This is a genomic window from Micromonospora sp. NPDC047548 (assembly GCF_040642975.1).
Taxonomy (GTDB): Bacteria; Actinomycetota; Actinomycetes; order Mycobacteriales; family Micromonosporaceae; genus Micromonospora.
The window spans coordinates 82971-106279 of record NZ_JBEYTI010000017.1 but is presented as its reverse complement, the minus strand read 5'-3'; the positions used below and the strand labels follow the sequence as shown (position 1 = coordinate 106279).

General features: G+C 71.1%; 20 protein-coding genes, 1 tRNA gene and 2 pseudogenes. 12 read left to right on the top strand and 11 right to left on the bottom strand.

The window, feature by feature from the left end:
• Nucleotides 1–27: 27 nt before the first annotated feature.
• The 5 genes from ABZ807_RS19235 to ABZ807_RS19215 form a co-directional block, all read right to left on the bottom strand.
• Nucleotides 28–1395, bottom strand: coding sequence for a formimidoylglutamate deiminase (locus ABZ807_RS19235; RefSeq protein ID WP_357159443.1), 1368 nt, complete (start codon nt 1393–1395; stop codon nt 28–30).
• 8 nt (nt 1396–1403) lie between these two features.
• Nucleotides 1404–2603 (bottom strand): allantoate amidohydrolase, encoded by a 1200-nt coding sequence (locus tag ABZ807_RS19230; protein ID WP_357159369.1) that lies wholly within the window; start codon nt 2601–2603, stop codon nt 1404–1406.
• The gene (gene hutU, locus ABZ807_RS19225; RefSeq protein WP_357159366.1) at nt 2600–4255 is read right to left on the bottom strand and encodes a urocanate hydratase; all 1656 of its coding nucleotides are present in this window, start codon (nt 4253–4255) and stop codon (nt 2600–2602) included. The genes ABZ807_RS19230 and hutU overlap by 4 nt, the downstream gene beginning before the upstream one ends.
• 13 nt (nt 4256–4268) lie before the next feature.
• Entirely contained in the window at nt 4269–5096 is an 828-nt protein-coding gene (locus ABZ807_RS19220) for a MurR/RpiR family transcriptional regulator (protein WP_357159363.1), read from the bottom strand.
• A 187-nt stretch (nt 5097–5283) separates the two neighbouring features.
• Nucleotides 5284–6228 carry a PHB depolymerase family esterase gene (locus ABZ807_RS19215; RefSeq protein WP_357159360.1) on the bottom strand — a complete coding sequence of 315 codons (945 nt, stop codon included), beginning with the start codon at nt 6226–6228 and terminating at the stop codon, nt 5284–5286.
• A 200-nt stretch (nt 6229–6428) separates the two neighbouring features.
• Here ABZ807_RS19215 and ABZ807_RS19210 point away from each other — a divergent pair, with 200 nt between their 5' ends.
• The 6 genes from ABZ807_RS19210 to ABZ807_RS19185 all read left to right on the top strand — a co-directional run bounded on the left by ABZ807_RS19210 (nt 6429) and on the right by ABZ807_RS19185 (nt 14809).
• Entirely contained in the window at nt 6429–7649 is a 1221-nt protein-coding gene (locus ABZ807_RS19210) for a hypothetical protein (RefSeq protein WP_357159357.1), read from the top strand.
• 154 nt (nt 7650–7803) lie between these two features.
• Complete coding sequence (locus tag ABZ807_RS19205; protein ID WP_357159354.1) at nt 7804–8799, top strand: glycosyltransferase family 2 protein; 996 nt, start codon at nt 7804–7806, stop codon at nt 8797–8799.
• Nucleotides 8784–11501 carry an O-antigen ligase family protein gene (locus tag ABZ807_RS19200; protein WP_357159350.1) on the top strand — a complete coding sequence of 906 codons (2718 nt, stop codon included), beginning with the start codon at nt 8784–8786 and terminating at the stop codon, nt 11499–11501. The genes ABZ807_RS19205 and ABZ807_RS19200 overlap by 16 nt, the downstream gene beginning before the upstream one ends.
• A 3-nt stretch (nt 11502–11504) precedes the next feature.
• Nucleotides 11505–12362, top strand: coding sequence for a glycosyltransferase family 2 protein (locus ABZ807_RS19195; RefSeq protein ID WP_357159347.1), 858 nt, complete (start codon nt 11505–11507; stop codon nt 12360–12362).
• Nucleotides 12359–13519, top strand: coding sequence for a glycosyltransferase (locus ABZ807_RS19190; RefSeq protein WP_357159344.1), 1161 nt, complete (start codon nt 12359–12361; stop codon nt 13517–13519). The genes ABZ807_RS19195 and ABZ807_RS19190 overlap by 4 nt, the downstream gene beginning before the upstream one ends.
• A 114-nt stretch (nt 13520–13633) precedes the next feature.
• Entirely contained in the window at nt 13634–14809 is a 1176-nt protein-coding gene (locus ABZ807_RS19185; RefSeq protein WP_357159341.1) for an acyltransferase, read from the top strand.
• Nucleotides 14810–14914: 105 nt separating this feature from the next.
• On the opposite strand, the gene ABZ807_RS19180 is transcribed toward ABZ807_RS19185, so the two are convergent.
• A complete protein-coding gene (locus ABZ807_RS19180; protein WP_357159440.1) occupies nt 14915–15118 on the bottom strand; it encodes a dTDP-4-dehydrorhamnose 3,5-epimerase family protein in 204 nt (67 codons plus the stop codon).
• A gap of 2 nt (nt 15119–15120) precedes the next feature.
• Here ABZ807_RS19180 and ABZ807_RS19175 point away from each other — a divergent pair.
• Nucleotides 15121–15255: pseudogene (locus ABZ807_RS19175) on the top strand (dTDP-4-dehydrorhamnose reductase); the annotation flags it as partial.
• Between the two features lie 66 nt (nt 15256–15321).
• Here the strand turns inward: ABZ807_RS19175 and ABZ807_RS19170 are convergent.
• Nucleotides 15322–16872, bottom strand: coding sequence for a sugar transferase (locus tag ABZ807_RS19170; protein WP_357159338.1), 1551 nt, complete (start codon nt 16870–16872; stop codon nt 15322–15324).
• Between the two features lie 111 nt (nt 16873–16983).
• Entirely contained in the window at nt 16984–17928 is a 945-nt protein-coding gene (locus ABZ807_RS19165) for an LCP family protein (protein WP_357159437.1), read from the bottom strand.
• 580 nt (nt 17929–18508) lie between these two features.
• On the opposite strand from ABZ807_RS19165, the pseudogene ABZ807_RS19160 reads away from it, so the two are divergent.
• Nucleotides 18509–18691: pseudogene (locus ABZ807_RS19160) on the top strand (hypothetical protein); the annotation flags it as partial.
• Nucleotides 18692–18924: 233 nt separating this feature from the next.
• On the opposite strand, the gene ABZ807_RS19155 reads toward ABZ807_RS19160, so the two are convergent.
• The 3 genes from ABZ807_RS19155 to bcp form a co-directional block, all read right to left on the bottom strand.
• The gene (locus tag ABZ807_RS19155) at nt 18925–19455 is read right to left on the bottom strand and encodes a GNAT family N-acetyltransferase (RefSeq protein ID WP_357159335.1); all 531 of its coding nucleotides are present in this window, start codon (nt 19453–19455) and stop codon (nt 18925–18927) included.
• A gap of 129 nt (nt 19456–19584) precedes the next feature.
• Nucleotides 19585–19672, bottom strand: a tRNA-Leu gene (locus ABZ807_RS19150).
• Nucleotides 19673–20002: 330 nt separating this feature from the next.
• Nucleotides 20003–20479, bottom strand: coding sequence for a thioredoxin-dependent thiol peroxidase (gene bcp / locus ABZ807_RS19145; RefSeq protein ID WP_357159332.1), 477 nt, complete (start codon nt 20477–20479; stop codon nt 20003–20005).
• A 123-nt stretch (nt 20480–20602) separates the two neighbouring features.
• Here bcp and ABZ807_RS19140 point away from each other — a divergent pair, with 123 nt between their 5' ends.
• From ABZ807_RS19140 to ABZ807_RS19125, 4 genes are read left to right on the top strand one after another with little or no spacing between them, the layout of a single operon-like run.
• The gene (locus ABZ807_RS19140; RefSeq protein WP_357159329.1) at nt 20603–21319 is read left to right on the top strand and encodes an energy-coupling factor ABC transporter permease; all 717 of its coding nucleotides are present in this window, start codon (nt 20603–20605) and stop codon (nt 21317–21319) included.
• Nucleotides 21316–21717 carry a PDGLE domain-containing protein gene (locus ABZ807_RS19135; RefSeq protein ID WP_357159326.1) on the top strand — a complete coding sequence of 134 codons (402 nt, stop codon included), beginning with the start codon at nt 21316–21318 and terminating at the stop codon, nt 21715–21717. Before ABZ807_RS19140 ends, ABZ807_RS19135 begins: the two co-directional genes overlap by 4 nt.
• A 15-nt stretch (nt 21718–21732) precedes the next feature.
• Entirely contained in the window at nt 21733–22503 is a 771-nt protein-coding gene (gene cbiQ / locus ABZ807_RS19130; protein WP_357159323.1) for a cobalt ECF transporter T component CbiQ, read from the top strand.
• A complete protein-coding gene (locus ABZ807_RS19125) occupies nt 22500–23270 on the top strand; it encodes an ABC transporter ATP-binding protein (RefSeq protein ID WP_357159320.1) in 771 nt (256 codons plus the stop codon). The genes cbiQ and ABZ807_RS19125 overlap by 4 nt, the downstream gene beginning before the upstream one ends.
• Nucleotides 23271–23309 lie beyond the last annotated feature (39 nt).

The following is a 23309-nucleotide window of genomic DNA, read 5'->3' as shown; positions in this document are numbered from 1 at the left end:
CCGGCTCCCGGCCGGGTCATCGCCGGCTCACTCCTCGCGCGCACCGGCCACCTCCTCGATGGCGGCGTGCAGCTCGCGCGGCACGTCCACGGTCAGGTGCCGGCCGTCGCGCACCACCTGCCGCCCGTCGACCACCACCGAGCTGACGTCCGCGGCGGTCGCCGCGAAGAACGCGCCCACCGGCGGCACCCCGGCCGTGCGGGCGGTGTCGAGCCGTACGGTGACCAGGTCGGCGCGGTCGCCGACGGCGAGCCGGCCGGCGTCGGCCCAGCCCAGCGCGGCGTGCCCGCCGGTGGTCGCGGCGGCCAGCAGGTCGACGGCGGTGAAGTGCCCCCGCCGCCGGGTGCGCAGCCGCTCGTCCAGCTCGACCGCGCGCGCCTCCTCGAAGAGGTCGACCACGGCGTGGCTGTCGCTGCCCAGGCTGAGCGGGCTGCCGGCCTCGGCCATCCGCCGGGCCGGGCCGATCCCGTCGGCCAGGTCCCGCTCGGTGGTGGGGCAGAGGCAGATTCCGGTGCGGCTCTCCCCGAGCAGCGCCACGTCCGCCCCGGTCGGGTGGGTGGCGTGCACGGCGGTGACGTCCGGGCCGAGCACCCCGTGGTCGGCGAGCAGCCGGGTGGGGGTGCGGCCGTGCGCCGCCCGGCAGGCGTCGTTCTCGGCGGGCTGCTCGGACAGGTGCACGTGCAGCGGCGCGCCGCGCCGGTCGGCCCAGCCGGCGACGGTGGCGAGCTGTTCCGCCGGCACCGCGCGGACCGAGTGGATCGCCGCGCCGACCCGGGCGTGGCCGGCGGCAGGGGTGAACGCGTCGACCCGGTCCGCCCAGCGCAGCGCGTCGCCGTCGCCGAAGCGCCGCTGCGGCCCGACCAGCGGGTCGCCGTCCACCGTGGCGGTCAGGTAGCAGGTGTCCAGCAGGGTGATCCGGATGCCGGCCTGCGCAGCGGCCTCGACCAGCGCCGCCGACATCGCGTTCGGGTCCTCGTACGGACTGCCGCCGGGGCCGTGGTGCAGGTAGTGGAACTCGCCGACGCAGGTGATCCCGGCCAGCGCCATCTCCGCGTACGTGGCCCGGGCCAGGGCCAGGTACGAGTCCGGGTCGAGCCGCTGCGCGACCGCGTACATCCGGTCCCGCCAGGTCCAGAAGTCGCCCCGCCCGCTGTGGGTGCGCCCCCGCAGCGCCCGGTGGAAGGCGTGCGAGTGCGCGTTGGCGAGGCCGGGCAGGGTCAGCCCGGGCAGCCGGACCGCGTCGCCCAGCACCTCTACCCCGGCGGTGGGCCGGCCGGCGGTCAGCGGGGCGACGGCGGTGATTCGCCCGTCGACCGCCTCGATCAGCACGTCCGGGGTGGGCTCGGCGTAATCGGGCAGCCAGGCGTACTCGGCGAGCCAGCGGGTCGCGGTCATGCGCGGGCTCAGCGACATGCCAGCTCCTCCAGCACCCGGGCCAGGGCGGTCACCCCGGCGGCGCAGTCGGCGTCGGTGGCCGACTCGGCGGGGGAGTGCGACACCCCGGTCGGGTTGCGCACGAAGAGCATCGCGGTGGGCAGGTGTGCGGCCAGCACCCCGGCGTCGTGCCCCGCCCCGGTGGGCAGCACCGGCGCGTCGAGCAGCCGGGCCAGCCGGTCGGCCAGCCCGTCGTCGAAGGCGACCAGCGGCGTGGCCGACTCCTCGGTGCACGTCAGCTCCGTGCCGTCGCGCTTCGCCCGCTCGGCGGCCTTGGCGTGCACCGCCCCGACCAGCCCGCGCAGGGTCTCCGGCTCTGCCGCCCGGGCGTCCAGCCAGCCGGTCACCCGCGACGGGATCGCGTTGGTGGCGTTCGGCTCCACCGACACCCGGCCCACGGTGGCGTGCGCGTCGCGCAGCCGGGCCTCCTTGTTCGCGGCGAGGACCGTGAAGGCGTACGTCAGCATCGGGTCGCGGCGGTCGGCCATCCGGGTCGTACCCGCGTGGTTGCCCTCGCCGTGGAAGTCGAAGCGCCAGCGGCCGTGCGGCCAGATCGCGCTGGCGACGGCGACCGGCGCGTCCCGCTCGACCAGCGCGCGGCCCTGCTCGACGTGCAGCTCCACGAAGGCCGCGAAGCGGCCGAGCAGCCCCGGGTCGGCGCCCGCCGGCCGCTCGCCCAGCGCTTCGGCGAAGCTCACCCCGGCCGCGTCGCGCAGCCCGGCCGCGCGGTCCACCGCGATCTCCCCGGTGAGGAGCCGTGACCCCAGGCAGGGTACGCCGAACCGCGCCCCCTCCTCCTCCACGAACGCGGCCACCACCACCGGCCGGCCCGGTACGACGCCCGCGCCGCGCAGCTCGTCCACGGCGAGGAACGCGCTGACGATGCCGAGCGGCCCGTCGTACGCCCCGCCGTGCGGCACCGAGTCGAAGTGGCTGCCGGTCAGCACCGCGTCGCCGCCCTCCGGCTCACCCCACCAGGCGAAGAGGTTGCCGTTGCCGTCGGCGGTGACCGGCATGCCCCGGCGGTCGGCCTGCTCGTGGAACCACTCCCGCAGCGTCAGCTCCGGCTCGGTCAGCGCGTAGCGCAGGTAGCCGCCGCTGCCGGCGTCCCGCCCGACCGGCGCGATCTCGTCCCACAGGGTGCGGAACCGGGCGGCGAGGTCGGTCACGCCGTGCCCTCCGCCATCGGCACCCGCACCCCGGTCCGCTCCGCGACCTCGTGGGCGGCGTCGTAGCCGGCGTCCACGTGCCGGATCACGCCCATCGCCGGGTCGTTGGTGAGCACCCGCTCGATCTTCTGCCCGGCCAGCGCCGTGCCGTCGGCGACGCAGACCTGCCCGGCGTGGATGGACCGCCCGATGCCCACGCCACCGCCGTGGTGGATGGACACCCAGGACGCCCCGCTGGCCGTGTTGACCAGCGCGTTGAGCAGCGGCCAGTCGGCGATCGCGTCGGAACCGTCGGCCATCGCCTCGGTCTCCCGGTAGGGACTCGCCACGCTGCCGCAGTCCAGATGGTCCCGGCCGATCACCACCGGCGCGGACAGCTCACCCGAGGCGACCATCTCGTTGAACCGCACGCCCGCCTTGTCCCGCTCGCCGTACCCCAGCCAGCAGATCCGGGCCGGCAGGCCCTGGAAGGCGACCCGCTCGCCGGCCATCCGCATCCACCGGGCCAGGGACTCGTTCTCGGGGAACAGGTCGAGGATGGCCCGGTCGGTGGCGGCGATGTCGGCCGGGTCGCCGGAGAGCGCCGCCCAGCGGAACGGGCCCTTGCCCTCGCAGAACAGCGGCCGGATGTACGCCGGCACGAAACCGGGGAAGTCGAACGCCCGCTCGTACCCGCCGAGCTTCGCCTCGCCCCGGATCGAGTTGCCGTAGTCGAAGACCTCCGCGCCCGCGTCGAGGAAGCCGACCATTGCCTCCACGTGCTTCGCCATCGACGCCCTGGCCCGGCCGGTGAACTCGGCCGGCTTCGCCGCCGCGTAGTCCCGGGCGTCGGCCAGGTCCACCCCCTCCGGCACGTACGACAGCGGGTCGTGCGCGCTGGTCTGGTCGGTCACCACGTCGATCTCGACGCCCCGGCGCAGCAGCTCCGGGAAGACGGTGGCTGCGTTGCCGACCACGCCGACGCTCAGTGCCCGGCGGTCCCGCTTCGCCGCGAGCACCCGCTGCACCGCGTCGTCCAGGGAGTCGGCCACCTCGTCCAGGTAGCGGTCGTGCACCCGGCGGTCCAGCCGGCTGCGGTCCACGTCCACGACCAGGCAGGCGCCGCCGTTCATGGTGACCGCGAGGGGCTGCGCCCCGCCCATCCCGCCGCAGCCGGCGGTCAGCGTCAGCGTCCCAGCCAGCGTGCCGTTGAACCTCTTGGCCGCCACCGCCGCGAACGTCTCGTACGTGCCCTGGAGGATGCCCTGGGTGCCGATGTAGATCCACGAGCCGGCGGTCATCTGCCCGTACATGGTCAGGCCGAGCTGCTCCAGGCGGCGGAACTCCGGCCAGGTGGCCCAGTCACCGACCAGGTTCGAGTTGGCCAGCAGCACCCGGGGCGCCCACTCGTGGGTCCGCATGACCCCCACCGGGCGGCCGGACTGCACCAGCATCGTCTCGTCGTCGCGCAGCTCGGTCAGCGTGCGCACCAGCGCGTGGTACGACGGCCAGTCCCGGGCGGCCTTCCCGGTGCCCCCGTAGACGACCAGGTCGTCCGGGCGCTCGGCCACCTCCGGGTCGAGGTTGTTCATCAGCATCCGCAGGGCGGCCTCCTGCGGCCACCCCTTCGCGGTGCGTGCGGTGCCGCGGGCGGCGCGGACGGGCTGGTGCATCTCGGAACTCCTCTCAGCCGAGGAACAACTGGCGGCGGGCGGCGGACGACTCGAACGCCTCCAGGCGGGCCTGCGTGTCCGCCGGGGAGGCGTCGCAGATCGCCTGGAGAACCACCATGGCCAGGGTCATCGGGGCGGTGTGCAGGTCGAAGACGAGGTCGGTGCCGACGGCGGCGGGCAGCACCAGCTCGGCGTACTCGGTCGCGGGGCTCACCGGCGAGTCGGTGATCGCCACGACGGTCAGCCCGGCCTCCCGGGCCTCGCGCAGTGCGTCCAGGGTCTCCCGGGGGTAGCGCGGCAGGACGAAGGCGAGCAGGGCGCTCGCCCCGGCCGCCGCCGCCTGCTCCAGCCGGTCGGTGAGCAGGCTGCCGCCGTCGTCGAGCACCCGGACGTCCGGGTGCACCTTGGCGGCGAAGTAGGCGAAGTACGCGGCCAGCGGCGCGGCCGCGCGCAACCCGAGCACCGGCAGTGGGCGGCTCGCCGCGAGCAGCTTCCCCACCTCGACGATCCGGTCGGCGTCGGCGAGCTGGGCGGCGAGCCGGTCGAGATTGCCCAGCTCGGCGCGGACCGCCCGCTGGAGGGCATTTCCGGCGTCGGCTGAATCGGCGTCGGCGGTGGCGGTCAACTCCCGCAGCCGGCGGCGCAGCGCGGGGTAGCCGTCGTGCCCGAGCGCCATCGCGAACCGGGTCACCGAGGGCTGGCTGACCTGTGCCAGCTCGGCGACCTCGGCAGCCGAGAGGTACGCCGCGGCGGCGGCGTGGGTGACCAGGCTGTGCGCGATGCGCCGCTGGGTCGGCGTGAGCCGGACTCCCTGGAACAGACCCAGCACCGCATCATTCACGAGCTGAGCTTATGCATGAAATCATTCAGGGCGCAAGGTGGTCGTACCCGAAGGGGTGTCATCGGCTCGACCACGACGGCGCGCAGGTCGAGCCATGGGGCCTGGCCGGCGACCGGCGCTGGCTGCTCGTCCATCACAACAACAGCAGCGGATCAAAGCTCACGTCCTGCTGTGATAGGGGAGTGAGTCAGGGCCGGGACAGCCTGGCGTAGAGGAAGTCAATGACGGCCGGGGCGAAGTTCGCATTGAGCGTGGGCGTGTGGCCGCCACCGCTGATGTGCCACAACTCAACCCGGCTGGCGTCGCGACAGCCGACGGAGTAGATCGTCACTCCGGTATCCGCCCCGGGCAGCCGGGGTTCGAGGTCCAGCGGCGGGGCCGAGGTGTCGGCCCGCGCTGAGCAGCCGTTGATGCGCCGCCAGGTGGCGAGCGTGGTGTCGACCGACGGGTACGGGTGGCCGCCTTTCGTGCCACCGCCGAATTTGATGCTTGCGTCGGCGGTACCGTGGATCTGCAGGACGCTGACCGGCCGCTGGGGTGTGCACAGTGATGTGTCGTTGTCGACGGCGCCGGCGAGTGAGACGATCGCGGTGATCCTCATCGAGCGTTCGCAGGCCATCTGGTAGGCCATGAAGCCGCCGTTGGAGTGGCCAACCAGGTAGACCCGTGCAGTGTCGACCGAGTACGCCGACTCCACGGCGTCAAGGAGCCGTTCGAGGTACGCCGCGTCGTCCACCCCGCTGTTGTAGAAGTTGCAGCACGCTTCGGTCGCATTCCAGAATCTCTTGCCGTCCCGGTCGGTGGTGCCGTCCGGCATGGCGTAGAGGAAACCACGGCGGTCGGACTCGGGGGTGAGGTTGAAGTACCGCTCCTGCTGGGCGGCGCTGGATTCGTAGCCGTGCAGCAGCACGACGAGGGGGACCTTCCTGGCGGGGTCGTACCCGGCCGGCACATGCAGCTGGAACGGCCGGCTGTCCAGGTCGATGGCCCCGGTGGTGCCCGGTGCGATAGGGGGACGCCACGCGGCTACCGGGCCCGGTGAGCCACCGCCACCGACGGATGACTCGCACCCGGCCAGAAGCGGAAGTATGAATGCGGCAGCCAGCCATCGTCTGATCCCCACGGGGAGCATTCTTGCCGGGAAGTCCTGGCGTTGACCAAGCGGGCAGCCCCGGTCTGCCTCTGGCCACCGGGCGCCCGATCGCTAGTATCCACACCGTGACCTCCGGGGAGGGTGGAATGCAGCCAGGCAGTCCGTTCCAGTTGCTCGAGACCCTGGGATCGTGTCAAGTGGGCAAGGTCTGGTCGGGTGTCGATGCCCAAGGCCGGGCCGTGACGGTTGCCGTCCTGGACGCGGCCGTCGCCACCGACCAGCACTGGAGAAAGGCCTTCGCCTCCACCGCGAACGCCCTGAAGCGCCGGGACGGCGGATCGAGCTTCCTCCACGCCGACTTCTCGGCCCCGGCGCCCTGGGTCACCTACGCGGCCGACAGCGGTCCCAGAGCCGAACAGGTCTTCGTCGCCCTCGGCATGGAGTACCACCCGACCTCGTCACCGGCACAGGCGCAACCCACCGACCTGAGCACGCTCAACCCACCCTGGGCGAAGCTGGCCATCGGCGAGCCGACCCAAGCCCTTCCGATTTCCGCCAGTGGAACGTCCGGCAACGGAGGGCAGAACTCGGCGGACGCTATCGAGGGGCCTCCGGAGGACCTCCAACCCACCTCGGGTGCGGGGGGGCCGGTATCGGCACCAGTCTCTCCGGTGTCGGTTCCCCCATCGTCCGCCCCGGATACGCCGGTGCCGTGGCTCAAGCCGTACTCGACCAGCTATCCACCACTGACGCCGGCCGTGCCGGAGCGGCCCCGGCGCACCGGCCTGCGGGTCGGGATCGCGGTCGCGGTGGTCGTGGCGCTGGGCGCGGTTGTCGGCATATTCGCGTGGCAGTCCGTCGGCGGGGCACCCAACGCGGCCGGGTCGAGCCCGTCCCCCTCCGCGGCCGTCTCCAGCAGCCCCGAGCCGATCGCCTTCCCCGTGGGCGTACCGCGCAGCCCGGGTGTTGAACCGCCAAAGCCCGGTTCCTGGCCCATCGAGCCGCAGTTCGGCGACGCCGACCGGGTCAAGGAGGAGAGCCCCGCCGGCCTCGGCTTCACCTTCAAGGTGCCCGATTCCTGGGCCTGCGACGCGCGCCAGCGCGGCCCCGGCTTCGCCAGGTATCTCTGCGGCATCTCGCGTCCCGGTGTCCCCGAGGTCGGCGGGGAGATCATCGTCCGGAACTGCCCGAAGCCCTGTGGCGAAGAGGTGCAGGCCGCGTACCGGAGGGCCGAGGAGGTGTGGGGCCTGCAATGGGTCCAGGCCGGGAACGCGACCTTCGCCGAGGCCCCACAGGTCAGCGGGAAGGATCGATACGGACTGGTGGTGATCGGTTGGTGGCGGAGCAGCCCCGACGGCGTGATCGACCGCCAGATCGTCATCCGCATGACCGCGACGGGAGCGCATGTCAGTGAGGTGCGTAAGGTGGCCAACGGCATCCGGACAACCTTGTCCTTCTGATGCGCGCCGGCGGCGATCCCGCCGGCAGAAGGGGTGCGGTTCAGGGGGCATCGCCCGAGGCCAGCGCTCTGTAACATGTGGTGCCCGCGTACGGTCGGCAGCGAGCTGAGCGCGTTGCGGTTCCGTTGTAGCGAAACTGGTATGGAAGGGTCGGGTGGATCCCACAGTGCCGACGCGATCCGCGACGTGGCGTCCCACAGTCAGCGTCGTCATCCCCTCAGTCGGCAAGCCGGGACTTCGCCGAGCCGTCGAATCCGTGCTCGCGCAGACGCATCCGGTCACCGAGGTCCACGTGGTGCTCAACTCGGAGGCCGATGTGGACGTTCCTGGCGATCCACGCGTTCGGCTGTTGCGCTACCTCGAGCGCCGGAACGGGAATGCCGCCCGTATGGCCGGTGTCCGGAGGTGCGCCGGAGACCTGGTCGCATTCCTGGACGATGACGACGCCTGGCATCCGACGAAGATCGAGTGCCAGGTGCGGGACATCGCCGAGGCCGGACTCGCCGGGTCGTCGACATGGATCTCGTCCACCAAGGTCATGGTGGACTTCGAACACGGCTCCGAGACTTGGCCCCGTGCGCCCTACGACCCCAGCCGCAGCCTGGAGAACAACCTGTTGCGGCGGCACCGGGTCCAACGCGGGCAAGCGTTCCTCCCGTCCTCCACGCTCCTCTTCCCGCGGTCGCTTCCGATGACCGTGCCCCTCGACGAAGGGCTGAGTCTGCACCAGGACCTGACCTGGCTCCTTCAACTCTCCCGAAGCCTGCCCGGGCTGGTGGTCCGCCAACTGAACGACGCCCTGACGAGGTACGACGCGATCGGTGACGGCGTTTCGCGCTCGATCTCGCTGGCCCGCGAGCTCGACTGGGCGCGCGAGTACCTCAGCTCGTCAACCCCTAGGGACCGGGGTGACTACTACTTGGGATCGGTCATGACGTATGCCCGCCGCCAGGGCACGATGGGCGGGATGGTGGGGGTCTTCTCGGAAGGACTGCGGGTCGGGCGACCGGGCGCAGCCGCCGTGGGCTACGCGTGCGGGGCCATGGCTGCGGGACTCGTGAAGGCCGTGGCGGCCGGCGTGCGGCAGCCGCGGCGACGCCGCACGGAGGCCGATGCGGGCGCGGAAGTGCGCCAGTGGGCCCGACGGTAACGGTAGGGACCGGTTCGTCGGCCGCAGCCATCGCTCGTACCGAATGGCCGGTAGCCCTGAGTGCGGCCGTCTCGGTGATCTGCCTCGCCCTGCTACCCAAGACTTTCGGTCAGGGCGGCGCGCCGTGGCACGTCGGCATCGCCATCCCGGTCTTCGCGCCATCGACCTGGATGATTGCACTCCTCGTGGCCTCCGTCGTGCTGCTGGCGACGACCTGGCGGCGGCTGCGATGGATGTCGGTCCTGGTGTCGGGGATCGGTGCCCTGGCCTTGTGTATCGGCATCGGCAGCGTGATACGCGGCGGCGCCTCCACCCGGGAGTTGGTCGGAGCGGTGCAGTATCTGTCCGCACCGGTCGCCTATGCGGTGGGATGTCTGTTTGCCATGCACAGGTCCGCCGTCCCGGCGCTCAGACTGACCTCCGCCGGAGTCATCGCCGCCCAGTTCGGCTGCGCGGCTCTCCAGTGGCTCGGCGTACCGCTCAATCCCATGGGGACCGTCGAAGCGGCCCGCTTCCTCGGCGACCGGACCAACGGAACGCTGAACCACCCGGGCAACCTCGCGAAGGCGATCGTGCTGGTTCTCGCCCTCTACTACCTCACGACAGGGCCGGACAGCCGCCTCGGCCTCGGCCGGCTTCAGCTTCCCGCGATCGTCGGGCGGTACGGGATTCCCGCCGCCGCGCTCGCGACGGCCGCCCTGACCGGCAGCCGGACCGGGCTGCTGGCGGTCCTGATGCTGATGGTGGTGGGCGAGTTGATGCTGCGCAGGCTGGGCGCGGCAGGGGTCCGTACCGGCCGCAGAAGCCGGGAAACCGTCATCGGGTTCATACTGCTCGGCATCGGCGTGCTCGCGGTGGCCCCCGTGTTCATCATCCGGATGATCGCCGACCCGGCCGGCGGCGCCAGGGCGCAGATCGTGTCCAGCGCACTGGAGTTCCTGGCCAGCAAACCGTGGTGGGGCATCGGCCCCAATAACTACGTGGAGGTCATCGGCCGGATAGATCCGCTCGTGGCGAGCGGGGTGCCGGTGCACAACGGCGTTCTGCTCGCCGCCGTCGAACTGGGCATACCGGGCGCGGTCATCCTCTTCACGCCGGCTTCGGCGTTGGCCGTGCTGTGCGTGTGGAAGGGTGTCTTCCGGCCGACCCTCATTCCGGCGTTCTGCCTCACCTTCACGGTGGCCTACTTCGGGATCGCGGCCACCACGTACGGCGTCGTGGCCGAGTCCATGCTGCCGCTGTGGTTCCTCGTTGTGGGAGTAGCGACCGTATGGCTGGTGGAGGACCACCAGCACCAGGACCAACGACGCGGAGACCGGGGAGGCGATGCCCCGACGCGCGAAGGCCACGGGAGCGCGGACCAGGGAGGCGGGGCCCCCGAGGGTGGGGAGGAAAAGCGACACGGCCGGGACGCCTCAGGCATCCCGGTGCGGGCGGGTTCGTCCTGGGGGCCGAACGTGCGCGGGGTGGTGGGCGGAGCCTCGGCTCTGGCAGCCTCCCGCATCGCCGGCAGCGGGCTGCAGGCCGTCGCGATGGTTCTGCTGGCACGGAATGTGGACCCGCAAGGCTTCGGTGCCTTCGGCGGGTACTTCGGCGCGGTGGCCTTCCTGGCCGTCGTGGCGGACGCGGGCGTCTCGACCGCCCTCCTCCGGTGGCGGGCACTCGGGCGCGACACCGCCGTCAGCGCGGGCCTGCGCCTGAACGTCCTCACCACGATCGGTGGCCTGGTCATCGCCGCGGCGATCGGCCTGAGCCTCACCGCTGGCACCATGGCGCCGTGGATCGCCGTGCTCCTCGCGGCCGGCTGGATGCTGGACAAGAACGTCGAGACGATGTTGTCGCTCGCGATCGCCGACGGCCGGATGGGGCACGCGGTCGTGTCGATCCTGGGCCGGAAAGCCGTGCAGGTCGCGATCTTCGTGACCGCCGTCGAACTTGGCGGCGAACCCTTCGCCTCGCTCGCGTACGGCTTGGTGGTCGCGTCGGTGCTGGGGCAGGTCCACGTGCGTTTCGCGGTCCGGATCTCCGGCTCGGCCGCCGCCGCCGACGTGTGGCGAGCGGTGCTGGACTCGCGGGCATACCTGGTTAGCAACGTTTCAGCACAGGCGCGGGTCCTGGACGCGACGGTCGTCTCCCTCGTCGCGCCGGGTTCCGGCGCGGGACTGTACGCCGCCGCGTCTCGCATCTTCTCACCGTTCGTATCGATCCCGTCCGCACTCAGCACCGTGCTGGTGCCGCATTCGGCGACCGCGCGGGCCGGCGAGGCACGGCGGCTCTTCTGGCGGATGAACCTCGCCGTGGTACTCGTGGTCGGCGCGATCAGCGCCGCCGGGATGGCCGCCGCGCCGTGGTTGGCGGAGCTGTTGTTCGGCGAGATCTATTCGAAGGCCGGTGTCGTCATCGCCGTGATGCTCGCAGGCGTGCCCTCGTTCTGCGCGAGTTCGCCCTGCGGCGCCGTGCTGCAAGGCGTGGGCCAGGGGGCGCTGGTGGCGAAGATCGGCGTGGTGAGCGCCGCCGCGCTGCTCGTCACGGTGGCCGGCGGCGCGGCGCTGTTCGGTGCGGTCGGCGCAGCCGCGGCGGTCTCCCTGACGTATCTCTTCAAGCACGCGTCGCTGCTCGTCGTGGGTGATGCCGTGCTGCGGAGCGAACGGGCGATGCCGGTCGTGCCGCACACGGCCGGGCACTCGACGTCGGCGGCGTGACCGATGAACTCCCAGGATCGCGAGCGAAATGTGAAAACAGTAGCCATCGTCGTGTCCCACAACTCTGCCCGAGACCTGCCCATGAGCCTGGGCAGCCTGCGTGAACTGCCCATCGCCGAAGTTGTGGTGGTGGACAACGCGTCGTCCGACGACAGTGTCGAGGTGGCGGCGCAGTACACCCCGCACGTCATCCGTTCGTCCAATGTGGGGTTCGGTAAGGCGATCAACGCGGCGGTGGAGCAATTTCCCGACGCCGAGGCCTACCTGCTACTGAACCCGGACGCCGCGCTCACGCCCGACTCGTACGCGGAACTCTCGCGGGCGCTCCAGGACGACGCGAAGATCGGAGTTGTCGCGCCTCAGATGCGGTACGCGGACGGCGAGCCCGGCATCTCGGCGGGTCCGGACGTGAGCCTGGCCAAGGAATGGCTCGCTGCGTTGCGCGTCGACCACATGGTTCCCGGCCGCGTGAAGCGGGAACTCGCCAAGTCGCAGCTGCTCCGCAGCCGGCTCCCCATGCTGGACTACCTCGACAAGAGTGGGTCGGCAGCGGCGGCGGACGTCGCCTGGGTGTCCGGATTCTGCATGCTGGTCCGGGCCACCGCGTTTCGCGACATCAACGGGTTCGATCCTTCCTTCTTCCTCTACTTCGAGGATGTCGACCTCTGCAGACGTCTGCGCGGTGCCGGCTGGCGCGTCGTGTCGGTCGGGACCGCATGGGCCATGCATCGGGAGAGCACGAGCACCAGTGCGGTCGGCAAGAACCGGCTGTACCGCTCGGGCTTGGTTACATACTGCGACAAGTACGGCACCGCGGTGGACAGGTTCTCGGCACGCGCCCTCAGGAGACTTCCGCTATGAAGATTCTTTTCGTCGCTCCCTGGATTCCCTCGAAGATCCGCCCGCGGAGCCTGGCCCTGCTCGAGATTCTCGCCAAGGATCACCAGATCCGTTTCCTCGGCTTGACCAGTTCGGACGAGGAGGTGCGGCAGGCCCAGGAACTGCCCGTGGAGTCCACCGTGCTGGTGCCGCGTAACCGGATCACGTCGATGCTCCGTTGTGCCACGGCGCTGCCGACCGGCACGTCGCTCCAGCAGGCTTACGCCGACGTGCCCCAGCTGTCGGCCGCGCTCGCCAGCGAGCTCCGGCAGTGGCGACCGGACGTCGTGCATCTCAACGTCTTTCGTACGGTACACCTCGTGGAGCGGTGCGCGCCGGTGCCGGTGATTGTGGACCTCGATGAGTTCCGCAGCGAGTACTACAGCCAGCTCGCCCAGACCGCCGGCCCGAAGTTGAAGCTGGTGGGCAAGATCGAGGCGCCCCGCATGCAGGCACGGGAGGATGCCCTGGTGGCTCACAATGTGCCGCTGATGGTGTCGGCGCCCTTCGAGCCGGGCGAGGAGCGGCCGAACACGTACGTCGTTCGGAGCCCGTACGACCACCCGGAGGACACGACCCCGCGGACGACGGAGCCGCGTGTGCTCTTCGTCGGGAGACTGACCTACGAGGCGAACGTCGACGGGTTGCTGTGGTTCCTCAAGAACTGCTGGTCCGAGGTGAAGAAGCGGGTCCCGAACGCCGTACTCGACATCGTCGGGACCAACCCGCCCGCCTCTGTCCTAGCCTTCCGTGGCAGCGGCGTCGAGATCCACGCCAACGTTCCCGACGTCGCCCCCTACTACCCGCAGGCCTCGGCGGCCATCGTTCCGGTCTGGCGTGGTACGGGTGTGCAGATGAAGCTGATCCAAGCCTTGGCGGCGGGTGTTCCCGCGGTGACCACGCCCGAGGTTGCCCGCAGAGCGGGGGTACGGCACGATCACGAGGTCGTGGTGGGAGCGGACGCGCAGGCCTGGGTGAACGAGCTGAGCAGTGTGCTCACCGATCCGGCCAGAGGCCAGTGGCTCGCTGCCGCCGGCAAGCGGTGGGCGCTGGACTTCCACAGCTCGAACGCGGTGCGTGAGCAGCTCGCCGCGGCGTACGCAGCCGTGTGGCCGGGCCTTGAGCAGTTTCGTCGGTAGCCTGCCGCGCCGCATCTTCAGCGCTCGTCGCGGACCGGCGGGCCGCTCGACCTAGTGAGGAAGACCATGGAGTCTCACGGTGCCGTCCGGCGCGGCGGGCATGATCGCCTCGTCGTGCTCGACGGTCTGCGCCTGCTCTCTGCGCTGATGGTCGTCGTGTACCACCTCCTGCACGGGGAGGGCGTGCGGGACGGCGCCTGGGGGGCTCCGACCGATCAGCTCTTCCCCGGGCTAGCCGGCGCGGCGGCGTACGGCTGGCTCGGGGTAGAGATGTTCTTTCTCATCAGCGGCTTCGTCATCTGCATGAGCAGTTGGGGCCGCACCGTGGGGGAGTTCGCGGTCGCGCGCGTGGTGCGGCTCTACCCCGCGTACTGGTTCGCTGTCGTGGCGACCACCACGGTCCTCGTCCTGTTCCCGGTCTTCGCCACGCACCGGGACTGGACCCACGTCCTGGCCAACATGACCATGCTGCAGTCGCTCATGGGTGTCCCCGACGTCGAGCAGGCCTACTGGACGCTCTCCGTGGAGCTGCTGTTCTACGTGCTGTTTGCCCTCGTGGTGGTGGCGCGCGGGGTGACCGTCCGACGCGTGGTGGCGTTCTGTGCGCTGTGGACGCTGGCGTCGCTGGCCGCCCCGTGGGTGGACAACTCCGCGGTCTTCATGTTCCTCGGACGCGGATACGCCCAGTACTTCATCGCCGGAATCGCCTTCTACCTGATGTACCGGTTCGGGGCGAACGCATTGCTCTGGGCCATTGTCGGGTGCTCGTGGATCATCGCCATCTCCCGCATGTGGTCTGAGATCGAGACGTACGACACGAGCGAGTTCCTGCCCGCGGCCGCCTGCGTCACGGTCTTCTTCGTCGTCATGGCGCTCATCGCGAACGGTAAGTCCGACCGCATCCGGTGGCGGTGGCTCACCACCGCCGGCGGCCTCACCTACCCGCTGTACCTGCTGCATGCGCAGATCGGCCTGACCGTCATCGCCGCGGCCCGGCCGTACCTTCCGGCGTGGGTGTTGCTGGGGGCGACGATCGCCGGGCTGCTGCTTCTCGCGTACCTCGTCCACCGGCTGGTCGAACGCCCGGCCGCGAGGCGGCTCCGGCGGGCCCTCCTCCGGTCGCTCGACGGCATGCGCGCGGCCGACGCCGTGCCCGTCGTGCCCGCCACACGCGCGCCTGCGCCGCTCGTGGCCGAGCCTGCGCTGCCATCCACCGACGAGCCGAGTGACGACGAGATCGTCAACCTCCGCCGAGGAACACTTCAGCAATCGCCCGCAGCGCGACTTTGAGATCCTGGCGCGGATGTGGCAGCGGCAGCTGCTGCGGACCTCCGTCACTGACCTGACAACCGGATGGAAGGGTGTCGTCCGGGAGCGAGGCGCTGGTGACCGCGTTCAGCTGCCGGTCGTGAACGACCGGCAGCTCTCATAGTCCGGCAGCAGCCCCGACTCGCGTGCCTTCACGAGACTCGGTGCGGCGGCGTCCCGGGCCGACAACTGTGGCGACTCGGCCGTCCAGTCGATCGCCAGCTCCGGGTCGAGTGGGTGCACAGCGTGCTCGGCGGTGGCGTTGTAAGTGGTGGAGCAGAGGTAGCTCAGGGTGGCATCGTCTTCCCCGCCCGGCCCGTCCGAGCTACAGCGTGCTGGGCCACGACCGCTGGGCCGCCGCGAAGCTCCGGCCGCTGGCCGACTGGCGGTCGAGCCTGGCCGAGGCGCTGGCCGGCAACGCCCTGTAGCCGACCCCCTGTGGCCCGGCGGACGGGCGGCAGGGGGTCGGGTCCACTATGTTCGGCCGGGCCGGCTCAGCGACCACCACCGCGGAAGACCTCCGCGACGGTGCGGAGCACGATCTTGATGTCGAGCCAGAGCGACCAGTTCTCGACGTAGAAGTTGTCGAACCGCGCCCGGTCGGAGATCGGCGTGTCGCCCCGCAGGCCACTGACCTGTGCGAGCCCGGTGAGCCCGACGGGGACCCGGTGGCGCATCGCATAGTTGGGGTACTCGACGGAGAACTTCTCGACGAAGTACGGCCGCTCGGGCCGCGGCCCCACCACGCTCATCTCGCCGCGCAGGATGTTCCAGAGCTGGGGCAGCTCGTCCAGCGACGTCCGGCGCATGAACCGCCCGATTGGCCCGACCCGCCGGTCGTTCGCGATGGACCAGTTCGTCTGCGACTCGTGCTCGTCGACCGGGCGCATCGAGCGGAACTTGATGACCTTGAACGGTTCGCCGTACCGGCCGATCCGCTCCTGGTAGAAGAAGATGCCGCGGCCGCCGTCGAGGAACGTCGCGATCGCGCAGAGCAGGAGCACCGGGCTCAGCACGATCAACGCCAGCGCGGCGAAGAGCACATCGGAGGCCCGCTTGATTTTCCACCGCGGACCGGTGAGCGTGGTGTCCCCGATCTTGACGATCGGGATGGCCCCGATGTGGTCGGGATAGCCGCCCTGCGACCGGGAACCCCAGAGGCGGGGCACCGCCCATAGGTCGCAGCGCGAGCTGGCCGGCCGGAGCAGGGTGTCCATCAGGCTGGACTCCGGGCAGTCCGGGTCGGCGATGACCAGGACCTCGCACTCCATCAGCCTGGTGAGGTGTTCGAGGTCGTCGAGGGTGCCGATCAGCGGAAGCGGCCCGGTGCGCTGCCGCGACGGGGCGTCGACACTGCCGACGAACCGCAGGCCGTACTGCGGGTAGCGGCGGAGCAGCCGGGCGAGCTCGACGCCGATCGGACCGCTGCCGATGATGATGGCGTTGTGCTCCACCCACCGCCGCTTGCGCGCGACGAGGATGAACGTGTGGTTGACCGCGCGGCCCACGATCACCAGGCCGGCGGACAGCGCGACGCCCCGCATGAAGCCGCTGACGTACGGTACCGAGTCGTGCCGCTGGGCCGCGATGATTGCCACCACCGCGCCGGCTGCCAGAAGCCGCCCGCCGAGGCTCGGCAGCTCGTCCAGGATGCTGACGTGCCGGCGGGCCCGGTAGAGCCCGCCGGCCGCGAAGAAGGCCACCGTGAGGCCAGCGTTGACCAGGGTCCCGCGCCAGTAGTTCTGGCTCACCAGCAGCGGGGCGAGCAGCGCGATGACGTCGATGGGAGCGGTCACCATCCAGGCCCGCAGCCAACGCGTGCGCTTCGAGGCCCGGGAGCTGGCGTACGGCAGCACCGCCGTCGTGTCCAGACCGATGCGCGCCTCGGCGGTGGCCGTGGGCTCCCCGGACAGCTGCACGGCGGGGAGCACCGCGAGTATCCCCTCGTCGCCCGCCGCGTCGGTCGGCGGCGCCACGGTCTGCCGCGATGCGTCCTCAAGCTTCGTGGCCGCAGCCGGGTCCCTCGTCGCCGATTGCCCTGACATGGTCGATCCTCCCCCGTGAAAGCCCGGGGCCCGCATGACGCAGGCCCCGGGCGATCGAAGGATACGAACAGGTCAGTCGCACCACCAGAGCCGACAAGGCATTGCGAGATCCTACTTTCCGGCGGAAAGAATCTCCGGGACCGAGTCGCGGCGCACCGCGTCGTAGCAGGCCTTCGCCCGCTCGGTGTCGGCGAGTACCACGCTCTCGCTGCCGATGCGGCCGGTGCCCTTCGTCGGGCTGGTGAGGAACGACAGGTTGTTGCCCCGCACGCCGCGCATCTGCATCCCCATGTCGAACAGTGACATCTCCTTGTCCACTGAGACCGAACTCGACGTCGCCTTGAGGAAGTTGTTGAGCTTGGCAGGGTTGGCGAGGATGCCGCCGGATGCGGCCTTGTCGATAATCGCCTTGATCACATCCTGTTGGTGCCGGATCCGGGCGAAGTCCCCGTCCGCGAACTGCTTGCGCTGGCGGGAGTAGTCGAGCGCCGCCTCCCCGTCCAGCTGCTGTGGCCCGGCCTGGAACGAGCGGAACGGCGGGTGGATCGACTTGAAGGACTTCTCCACGTTGACGTTCACGCCGCCGAGGGCGTCGATGATCTCCTTGAAGCCGGCGAAGTCGATGATCGCCACGTGGTCGATCCGCACCCCGGTGAACTTCTCCACCGTCTGTACCATCAGCGGGACGCCGCCCCAGGCGAAGGCCGCGTTGATCTTCGCGTCCCGGCCGCCGCGCCGGCCATCCGCGGACTTGGGAATGGACACCCAGGTGTCCCGGGGGATCGAGATCAACTGCGCGCTCGACCGGTCCGCCGGAAGGTGGGCCACGATGATCGTGTCCGTCCGTGTCCCGACGGTTTTTTCCGGGTCGCGGGAGTCGCTGCCCAGCATCAGGATGTTCTGTGCACCCTTGGCCACGGCCGTCGGGCGGCCCTCATCGGGCACCCCGGTAAAGGCATCGACCCGGTCGATGCCGGACTCGACGGACTTCAGGTAGATCCCACCGGCGATCAGGCCACCACCACCCAGCAGCGCCACCACCAGCAGGCTGATCAGGACGATCCGCTTCCACCGGCGCCGCCGCCGTGGTGGCTCACCCGGTTCCACCTCAGAAGGATCGCCGATTTGGCCAATCGGAGGCTCGAAAGGGTGAGGATCGGCATACTGTTGGGGATACGACATGCTGCGATGCTACTGACCTACCGCGCCCCCCACGTACCCCCCGCACGGTCACGCCGCCAGGGAACTCTTCATCGTCAGTGAATCCTTTCGCCTGATAGAGACCTCCCGTGGAGCAACGAAGTTCCGTCGGGCAATCGCCCGTACCCGGCTGGCGCCGGTCGCCGCCTTCCCGGAGCGGCTGGCCCGGGTCGTCCGGCATGACAGCACGGTGCTGGGTGTCTCCGCCCGCTCGCTGTTCACCTCCCGCGAACACCACAACTGTCCGAGCGGTAATGCTCCGGCAGCATCGACCGGCGTGACCGACGGTAGCGCTCCCGCCGACCCGCCACCCTCCGTCGTGGACGACGATCGGCACGCGCGGGTCGGACCGGGACGCCGCGCCCCCGCCCGACCGCGCCGCTGGCTCGCCGCACTGCCCGGTGCGCTCGCCGGGCCGCCGCTCGGCGACACCGTCCACACCGGCAAGGCGACCTTCTACGACTCCAAGGGGTCCGGCGGCAACTGTTCCCGCCCGAGCGCGCCCGCCAACCGGCTCTACGCCGTCCTCGGCCCCAGCGAGTACGCCGCCGGCGCGGCCTGCGGCGGCTTCCTCGACGTCACCGGCCCGAAGGGCAGCGTCCGGGTCCTCGTCATGGACCCGTGGACGCGGTCGGTGCACCGTCCACCCCAGGCGGCGCCGGCTGCGGCTGACCGGGTGCTCGCGACGCCCTACGGAGCTGATGGCGTGAACGACTCACGGCGGCGATCATTCGCAGATCCGTTCACGACATCAGGTCGACAGCCGGCGCGGGTCGCTGCCGCCCTCCGGCGGCCTGGCGGAGGGCCGGCGCGGGCCGGACCGACGAGGTACCCCGGCCGGAGCGGTTGCGGTCAGGCCGCCGGACCGGTCAGGTCGAGCCACATGAGCACCTCGTCCCGGTCGTCGCCGGGGGCCAGGCGCAGCGCGCGGGGCAGCCGGCCCACCTCTCGGTATCCGAGACCCGCGTAGAACCGCTCCAGCCCGAGGCCGCCCCGGATCGTGACGTGCAGTCCGTCCAGGCCCAGCTCCCGGCCGATCCGCTCGGCTTCGCGCATCGTTGCGGCGCCGTAGCCGCGGCCCTGGGTGTCGGGGTGGACCATCACCCGCTTGAGTACCCGCCAGTGCGTCTTCAGCTGGAACTGGTTGTCGGCGATGACCAGGATGCCGACCAGCCGGTCCCTCTCGTAACCGACCAGCAGCCGGTCCGGACCGTCGGTGATGTCGGCGAAGGTCTCCTCGGCGACCGGGCGAACCTCGGCTGCGGTGACCGGGGCGACGAAGCCGACCGCGCCGCCGGCGTTGGTCACGTCCACCCACAGGGAGAGGATCTGTTCGCGCAGCTCAGGGGTGAGCTCGGGGTCGAGGACGAAACGCAGGGTCACGACCGTCATCCTTGCCCGGTGGCTTAACCGATCGCCCACCATCGTGACCCTCATGACAGTCGGTGACAGTTGAGTGGCGGGTCGGGCGCCAGCTCCCCGGGTCAGACAATGCCGACCCGGGGAGCTTGGTGGTGCGGGAGAGGGGACTCGAACCCCCACGTCCTCACGGACACAGGAACCTAAATCCTGCGTGTCTGGCCAATTCCACCACTCCCGCCTGCATTTGAGAGTCTAACTGGAACGTCTGGTGGGCTCGATGACGAGGCGGGCGCAATTCCTGAACTGCGTGGACCACGTGCCCGGCGGCCGCAGCGACCTGGAGCGACGCTTCCCGTCTCCTGCAGACTGGCCCGACACCGCATTCCTCGCACTCCTGCGGCACGCCGATGTCCCGCAGCGCCCACGTCGACCGGATGCCCGATGTCCGGCGGGAGCCTGCCGCGAGCCGTACCAGCAACTGCGACGACGTGGTTCGGCGCCCGCCAGCATCTCCGGCGTGTACCTGTACCGAACCACGCACGGACCGTAGTGGCCCGGTGCGACAGCTTCAGTCGAGGCCGAGGTCGCGGCGCAGCTTCGCCACGTGCCCGGTGGCCTTGACGTTGTAGAGGGCCCGCTCGATCTTCCCGTCCGGGTCGATGACGAACGTCGAGCGGATCACCCCGGTCACCGTCCGGCCGTACGACTGCTTCTCGCCGTACGCGCCGTACGCGGTGAGCACCGCCTTGTCGGCGTCGGCGACCAGCGGGAAGGTGATGGCGTCCCGCTCGCGGAACGTGGCCAGCTTCTCCGGCTTGTCGGGGGAGATGCCGACCACCTCGTAGTCAGCGGCCTGGAGTGAGGCGAGCGAGTCGCGGAAGTCGCAGGCCTGCTTGGTGCAGCCGGGCGTCATCGCGGCCGGGTAGGCGTACAGGATGACCCGGCGGCCGCGCAGGTCGGCCAGGGAGAGCGTCTCGCCGGTGTCGGTCGGCAGGGTGAAGTCGGGGGCGGGGTCGCCGGGGGCGAGGCGGTCGGGCGCGGTCATGGCAGCGACCTTACCGCCGCGCCGGGCGATGGCGGGCGACGCGCGCCGGGCGCTTGGTGATCAAGAACATGGCTTGTTGCCAAGTCTTGGCAACAACATGGTCTGCCAAATAGGCTGCGCGGTGTGGAAACCCTGGCGATGCACATCTCGAACGGGATCATCAATGGTCCCGTGGCGGGGATCTTCGCGGCCGTCGCACTCGGCGCGCTGACCTTCTGCGTCCTACGCGGCCGGCGTGACCTGGACGACCGGCTGGCCCCGATGGCCGGCCTGGTCGCCGCCTTCATCTTCGCCGTGCAGATGCTCAACTTCCCGATCTTCACCGCCGGGGTGAGCGGCCACCTGCTCGGCGGCGCGCTCGCCGCGCTGCTGGTCGGCCCCTGGGTGGGCGCGCTCTGCGTGGCAGTGGTGCTGGTCGTGCAGGCCCTGGTCTTCGGCGACGGCGGCGTCGCGATGCTCGGCCTGAACATCACCAACATGGCGATCCTCGGCACCGCCGCGGCGTACCTGCTGATCGCCGGGCTGCTGCGGGTGCTGCCCCGTACGCCGGCCGGGCTCGGGGTGACCGCGTTCGTCTCCGCGCTGCTCAGCGTGGTCGTCGCGTCCCAGGGCTTCGTCCTCCAGTACTGGTTGGGCGGCACCACCGACCTGGGCGGCAACCTCGCCGGCCTGGCCGGCACGATGGCCGTGGTCCACCTGCTGATCGGCATCGGCGAGGGCCTGATCACCGCGACCACCGTGGTCACCGTCGCGAAGGTCCGGCCCGATCTGGTGTACGCGCTGCGCGCCCTGAAGCCGGCCGCGCCGGCGCCCGTCCCGGCCGTCGGAGGTGTCCGGTGAGAAAGCGTTCCTGGGGTTTCCTCGCGGTCGGCCTGCTGGTCGCGCTCCTGCTCGCCGGTGTGGTCAGCAACTACGCCTCGTCGCATCCGGACGGGCTGGACTCCTCCCTGCTCAAGGGCTGCACGGTCGATGCCGACGGTGAGATCACCGGCGGCTCCTGCCCGGCCCAGCAGGCGAAGGACCACGAGTTGGCCGACAGCCCGCTGGCCGACTACGGCATCCGCGGCGTCGACAACGACTTCCTCTCCACCGGCCTGTCCGGGGTGCTCGGCGTGCTGCTCACCTTCGCCGTCGGCGGCGGCGCCTTCTGGCTGCTGCGCCGGCGCGGCCCGGCCCGCCCCGACGACGCCGACGGTGCCCCGCGCGAGGACCGGCAGCCGGCCGGCACCGCCGGCTGAACAGGGAGTACGCGGATGGGTGCGGGACACGCGCACGTGCTCTACCGGGACGGGGCCTCCCCGGTGCACCGGCTGGCCCCCGAGGTCAAGATCGCGGCGATGGTGCTCTTCACGGTCGCCGTGGTGGCCACCCCGCGCGAGGCGTTCTGGGCCTTCGGCGGGTACGCCCTGCTGGTCGCCGGGGTGGCCGTGCTGGCCCGGGTCGGGCTGCGCTGGCTGCTGCTGCGCGCCACGATCGAGCTGCCGTTCGTGCTGTTCGCGTTCGCGCTGCCGTTCCTGGGCGCGGGGGAGCGGGTGCCGGTCGCCGGGCTCAACCTCTCCGTCGACGGCCTGTACGGCGGGTGGAACATCCTCGCCAAGGGCACCCTCGGCGTACTCGCGTCGCTCCTGCTGGCCGGGACCACGACGACCCGTGACCTGATCCTCGGCCTGGACCGGCTGCGCTGCCCGCAGATCCTCACCCAGATCGCCACGTTCATGCTGCGTTACCTGGACGTGCTGGTCGGCGAGGCCCGCCGGATGCGGGTGGCCCGGGTCTCCCGGGGCGACGACCCGCGCTTCCTGTGGCAGCTGCGCGGCTTCGCCGCCGGGGTGGGGGCGCTGTTCCTGCGTGCCTTCGAGCGCGGCGAGCGGGTCTACCTGGCGATGGTGTCGCGCGGCTACTCCGGCCGGATGCCGGCGGTCTGGCAGGGCGCGGGCGCGGCGACCACCGGGCAGTGGCTGGCCGCGGCGACCGTGCCGCTGGCGGCCGTCTTCATCGCCGCCACCGCCGTCGTGCTGACATGATCGGGTACGTGCAGACCGCTGTCTCCCTGGACGTCCGCGGCGTCCGATACGCGTACCCGGACGGTCACGTCGCCCTGGCCGGGGTGGACCTGACCGTGCCGCGCGGCGAGCGGGTGGCCCTGCTCGGCCCGAACGGCGCCGGCAAGACCACCCTGGTGCTGCACCTCAACGGCATCCTCACCCCGACCGAGGGGACGGTCAGCGTCGGCGGGCTGACGGTGACCCGGGACCGGGCCGAGCTGGCCGAGGTCCGCCGCCGGGTGGGGATCGTCTTCCAGGACCCGGACGACCAGCTCTTCCTGCCCACGGTCGCCGAGGACGTGGCGTTCGGGCCGGCGAACCTGGGGCTGCGCGGGGCGGAGCTGGCCGAGCGGGTGGACGAGGCGCTGGCCGCGGTGAAGATGGGCGAGCACCGGGACCGTGCCCCGCACCACCTCTCCTTCGGCCAGCGGCGTCGGGTGGCAGTGGCCACCGTGCTCGCCATGCGCCCGGAGATCCTGGTGCTCGACGAGCCCTCGTCCAACCTCGACCCGGCCGCCCGGCGGGAGCTGGCGGAAATCCTGCGCGGCCTGCCGGTGACCCTGCTGATGGTCACCCACGACCTGCCGTACGCGGCGGAGCTCTGCGAGCGCGCCGTCATCCTGGACGCCGGCCGCATCGTCGCCGACGCCCCCACCCCGGACATCCTCGCCGACCCCGACCTCCTCGCCTGTCACCGCCTCGAACTCCCCTACGGCTTCACCCCGCACTCCCTGCCCCGCCCCTGAGCGGCCGCGTCCCGCACGGCGACGTGCGCGTCGCAGGGT

Coding starts and splice junctions, on each gene's coding strand:
- ABZ807_RS19235 (WP_357159443.1), bottom strand. CDS start 1,395: ATGACCGCGACCCGCTGGCTCGCCGAGTACGCCTGGCTGCCCGATTAC.
- hutU (WP_357159366.1), bottom strand. CDS start 4,255: ATGCACCAGCCCGTCCGCGCCGCCCGCGGCACCGCACGCACCGCGAAG.
- ABZ807_RS19215 (WP_357159360.1), bottom strand. CDS start 6,228: ATGCTCCCCGTGGGGATCAGACGATGGCTGGCTGCCGCATTCATACTT.
- ABZ807_RS19195 (WP_357159347.1), top strand. CDS start 11,505: ATGAACTCCCAGGATCGCGAGCGAAATGTGAAAACAGTAGCCATCGTC.
- ABZ807_RS19190 (WP_357159344.1), top strand. CDS start 12,359: ATGAAGATTCTTTTCGTCGCTCCCTGGATTCCCTCGAAGATCCGCCCG.
- ABZ807_RS19170 (WP_357159338.1), bottom strand. CDS start 16,872: ATGTCAGGGCAATCGGCGACGAGGGACCCGGCTGCGGCCACGAAGCTT.
- bcp (WP_357159332.1), bottom strand. CDS start 20,479: ATGACCGCGCCCGACCGCCTCGCCCCCGGCGACCCCGCCCCCGACTTC.
- cbiQ (WP_357159323.1), top strand. CDS start 21,733: ATGGGTGCGGGACACGCGCACGTGCTCTACCGGGACGGGGCCTCCCCG.
- ABZ807_RS19125 (WP_357159320.1), top strand. CDS start 22,500: ATGATCGGGTACGTGCAGACCGCTGTCTCCCTGGACGTCCGCGGCGTC.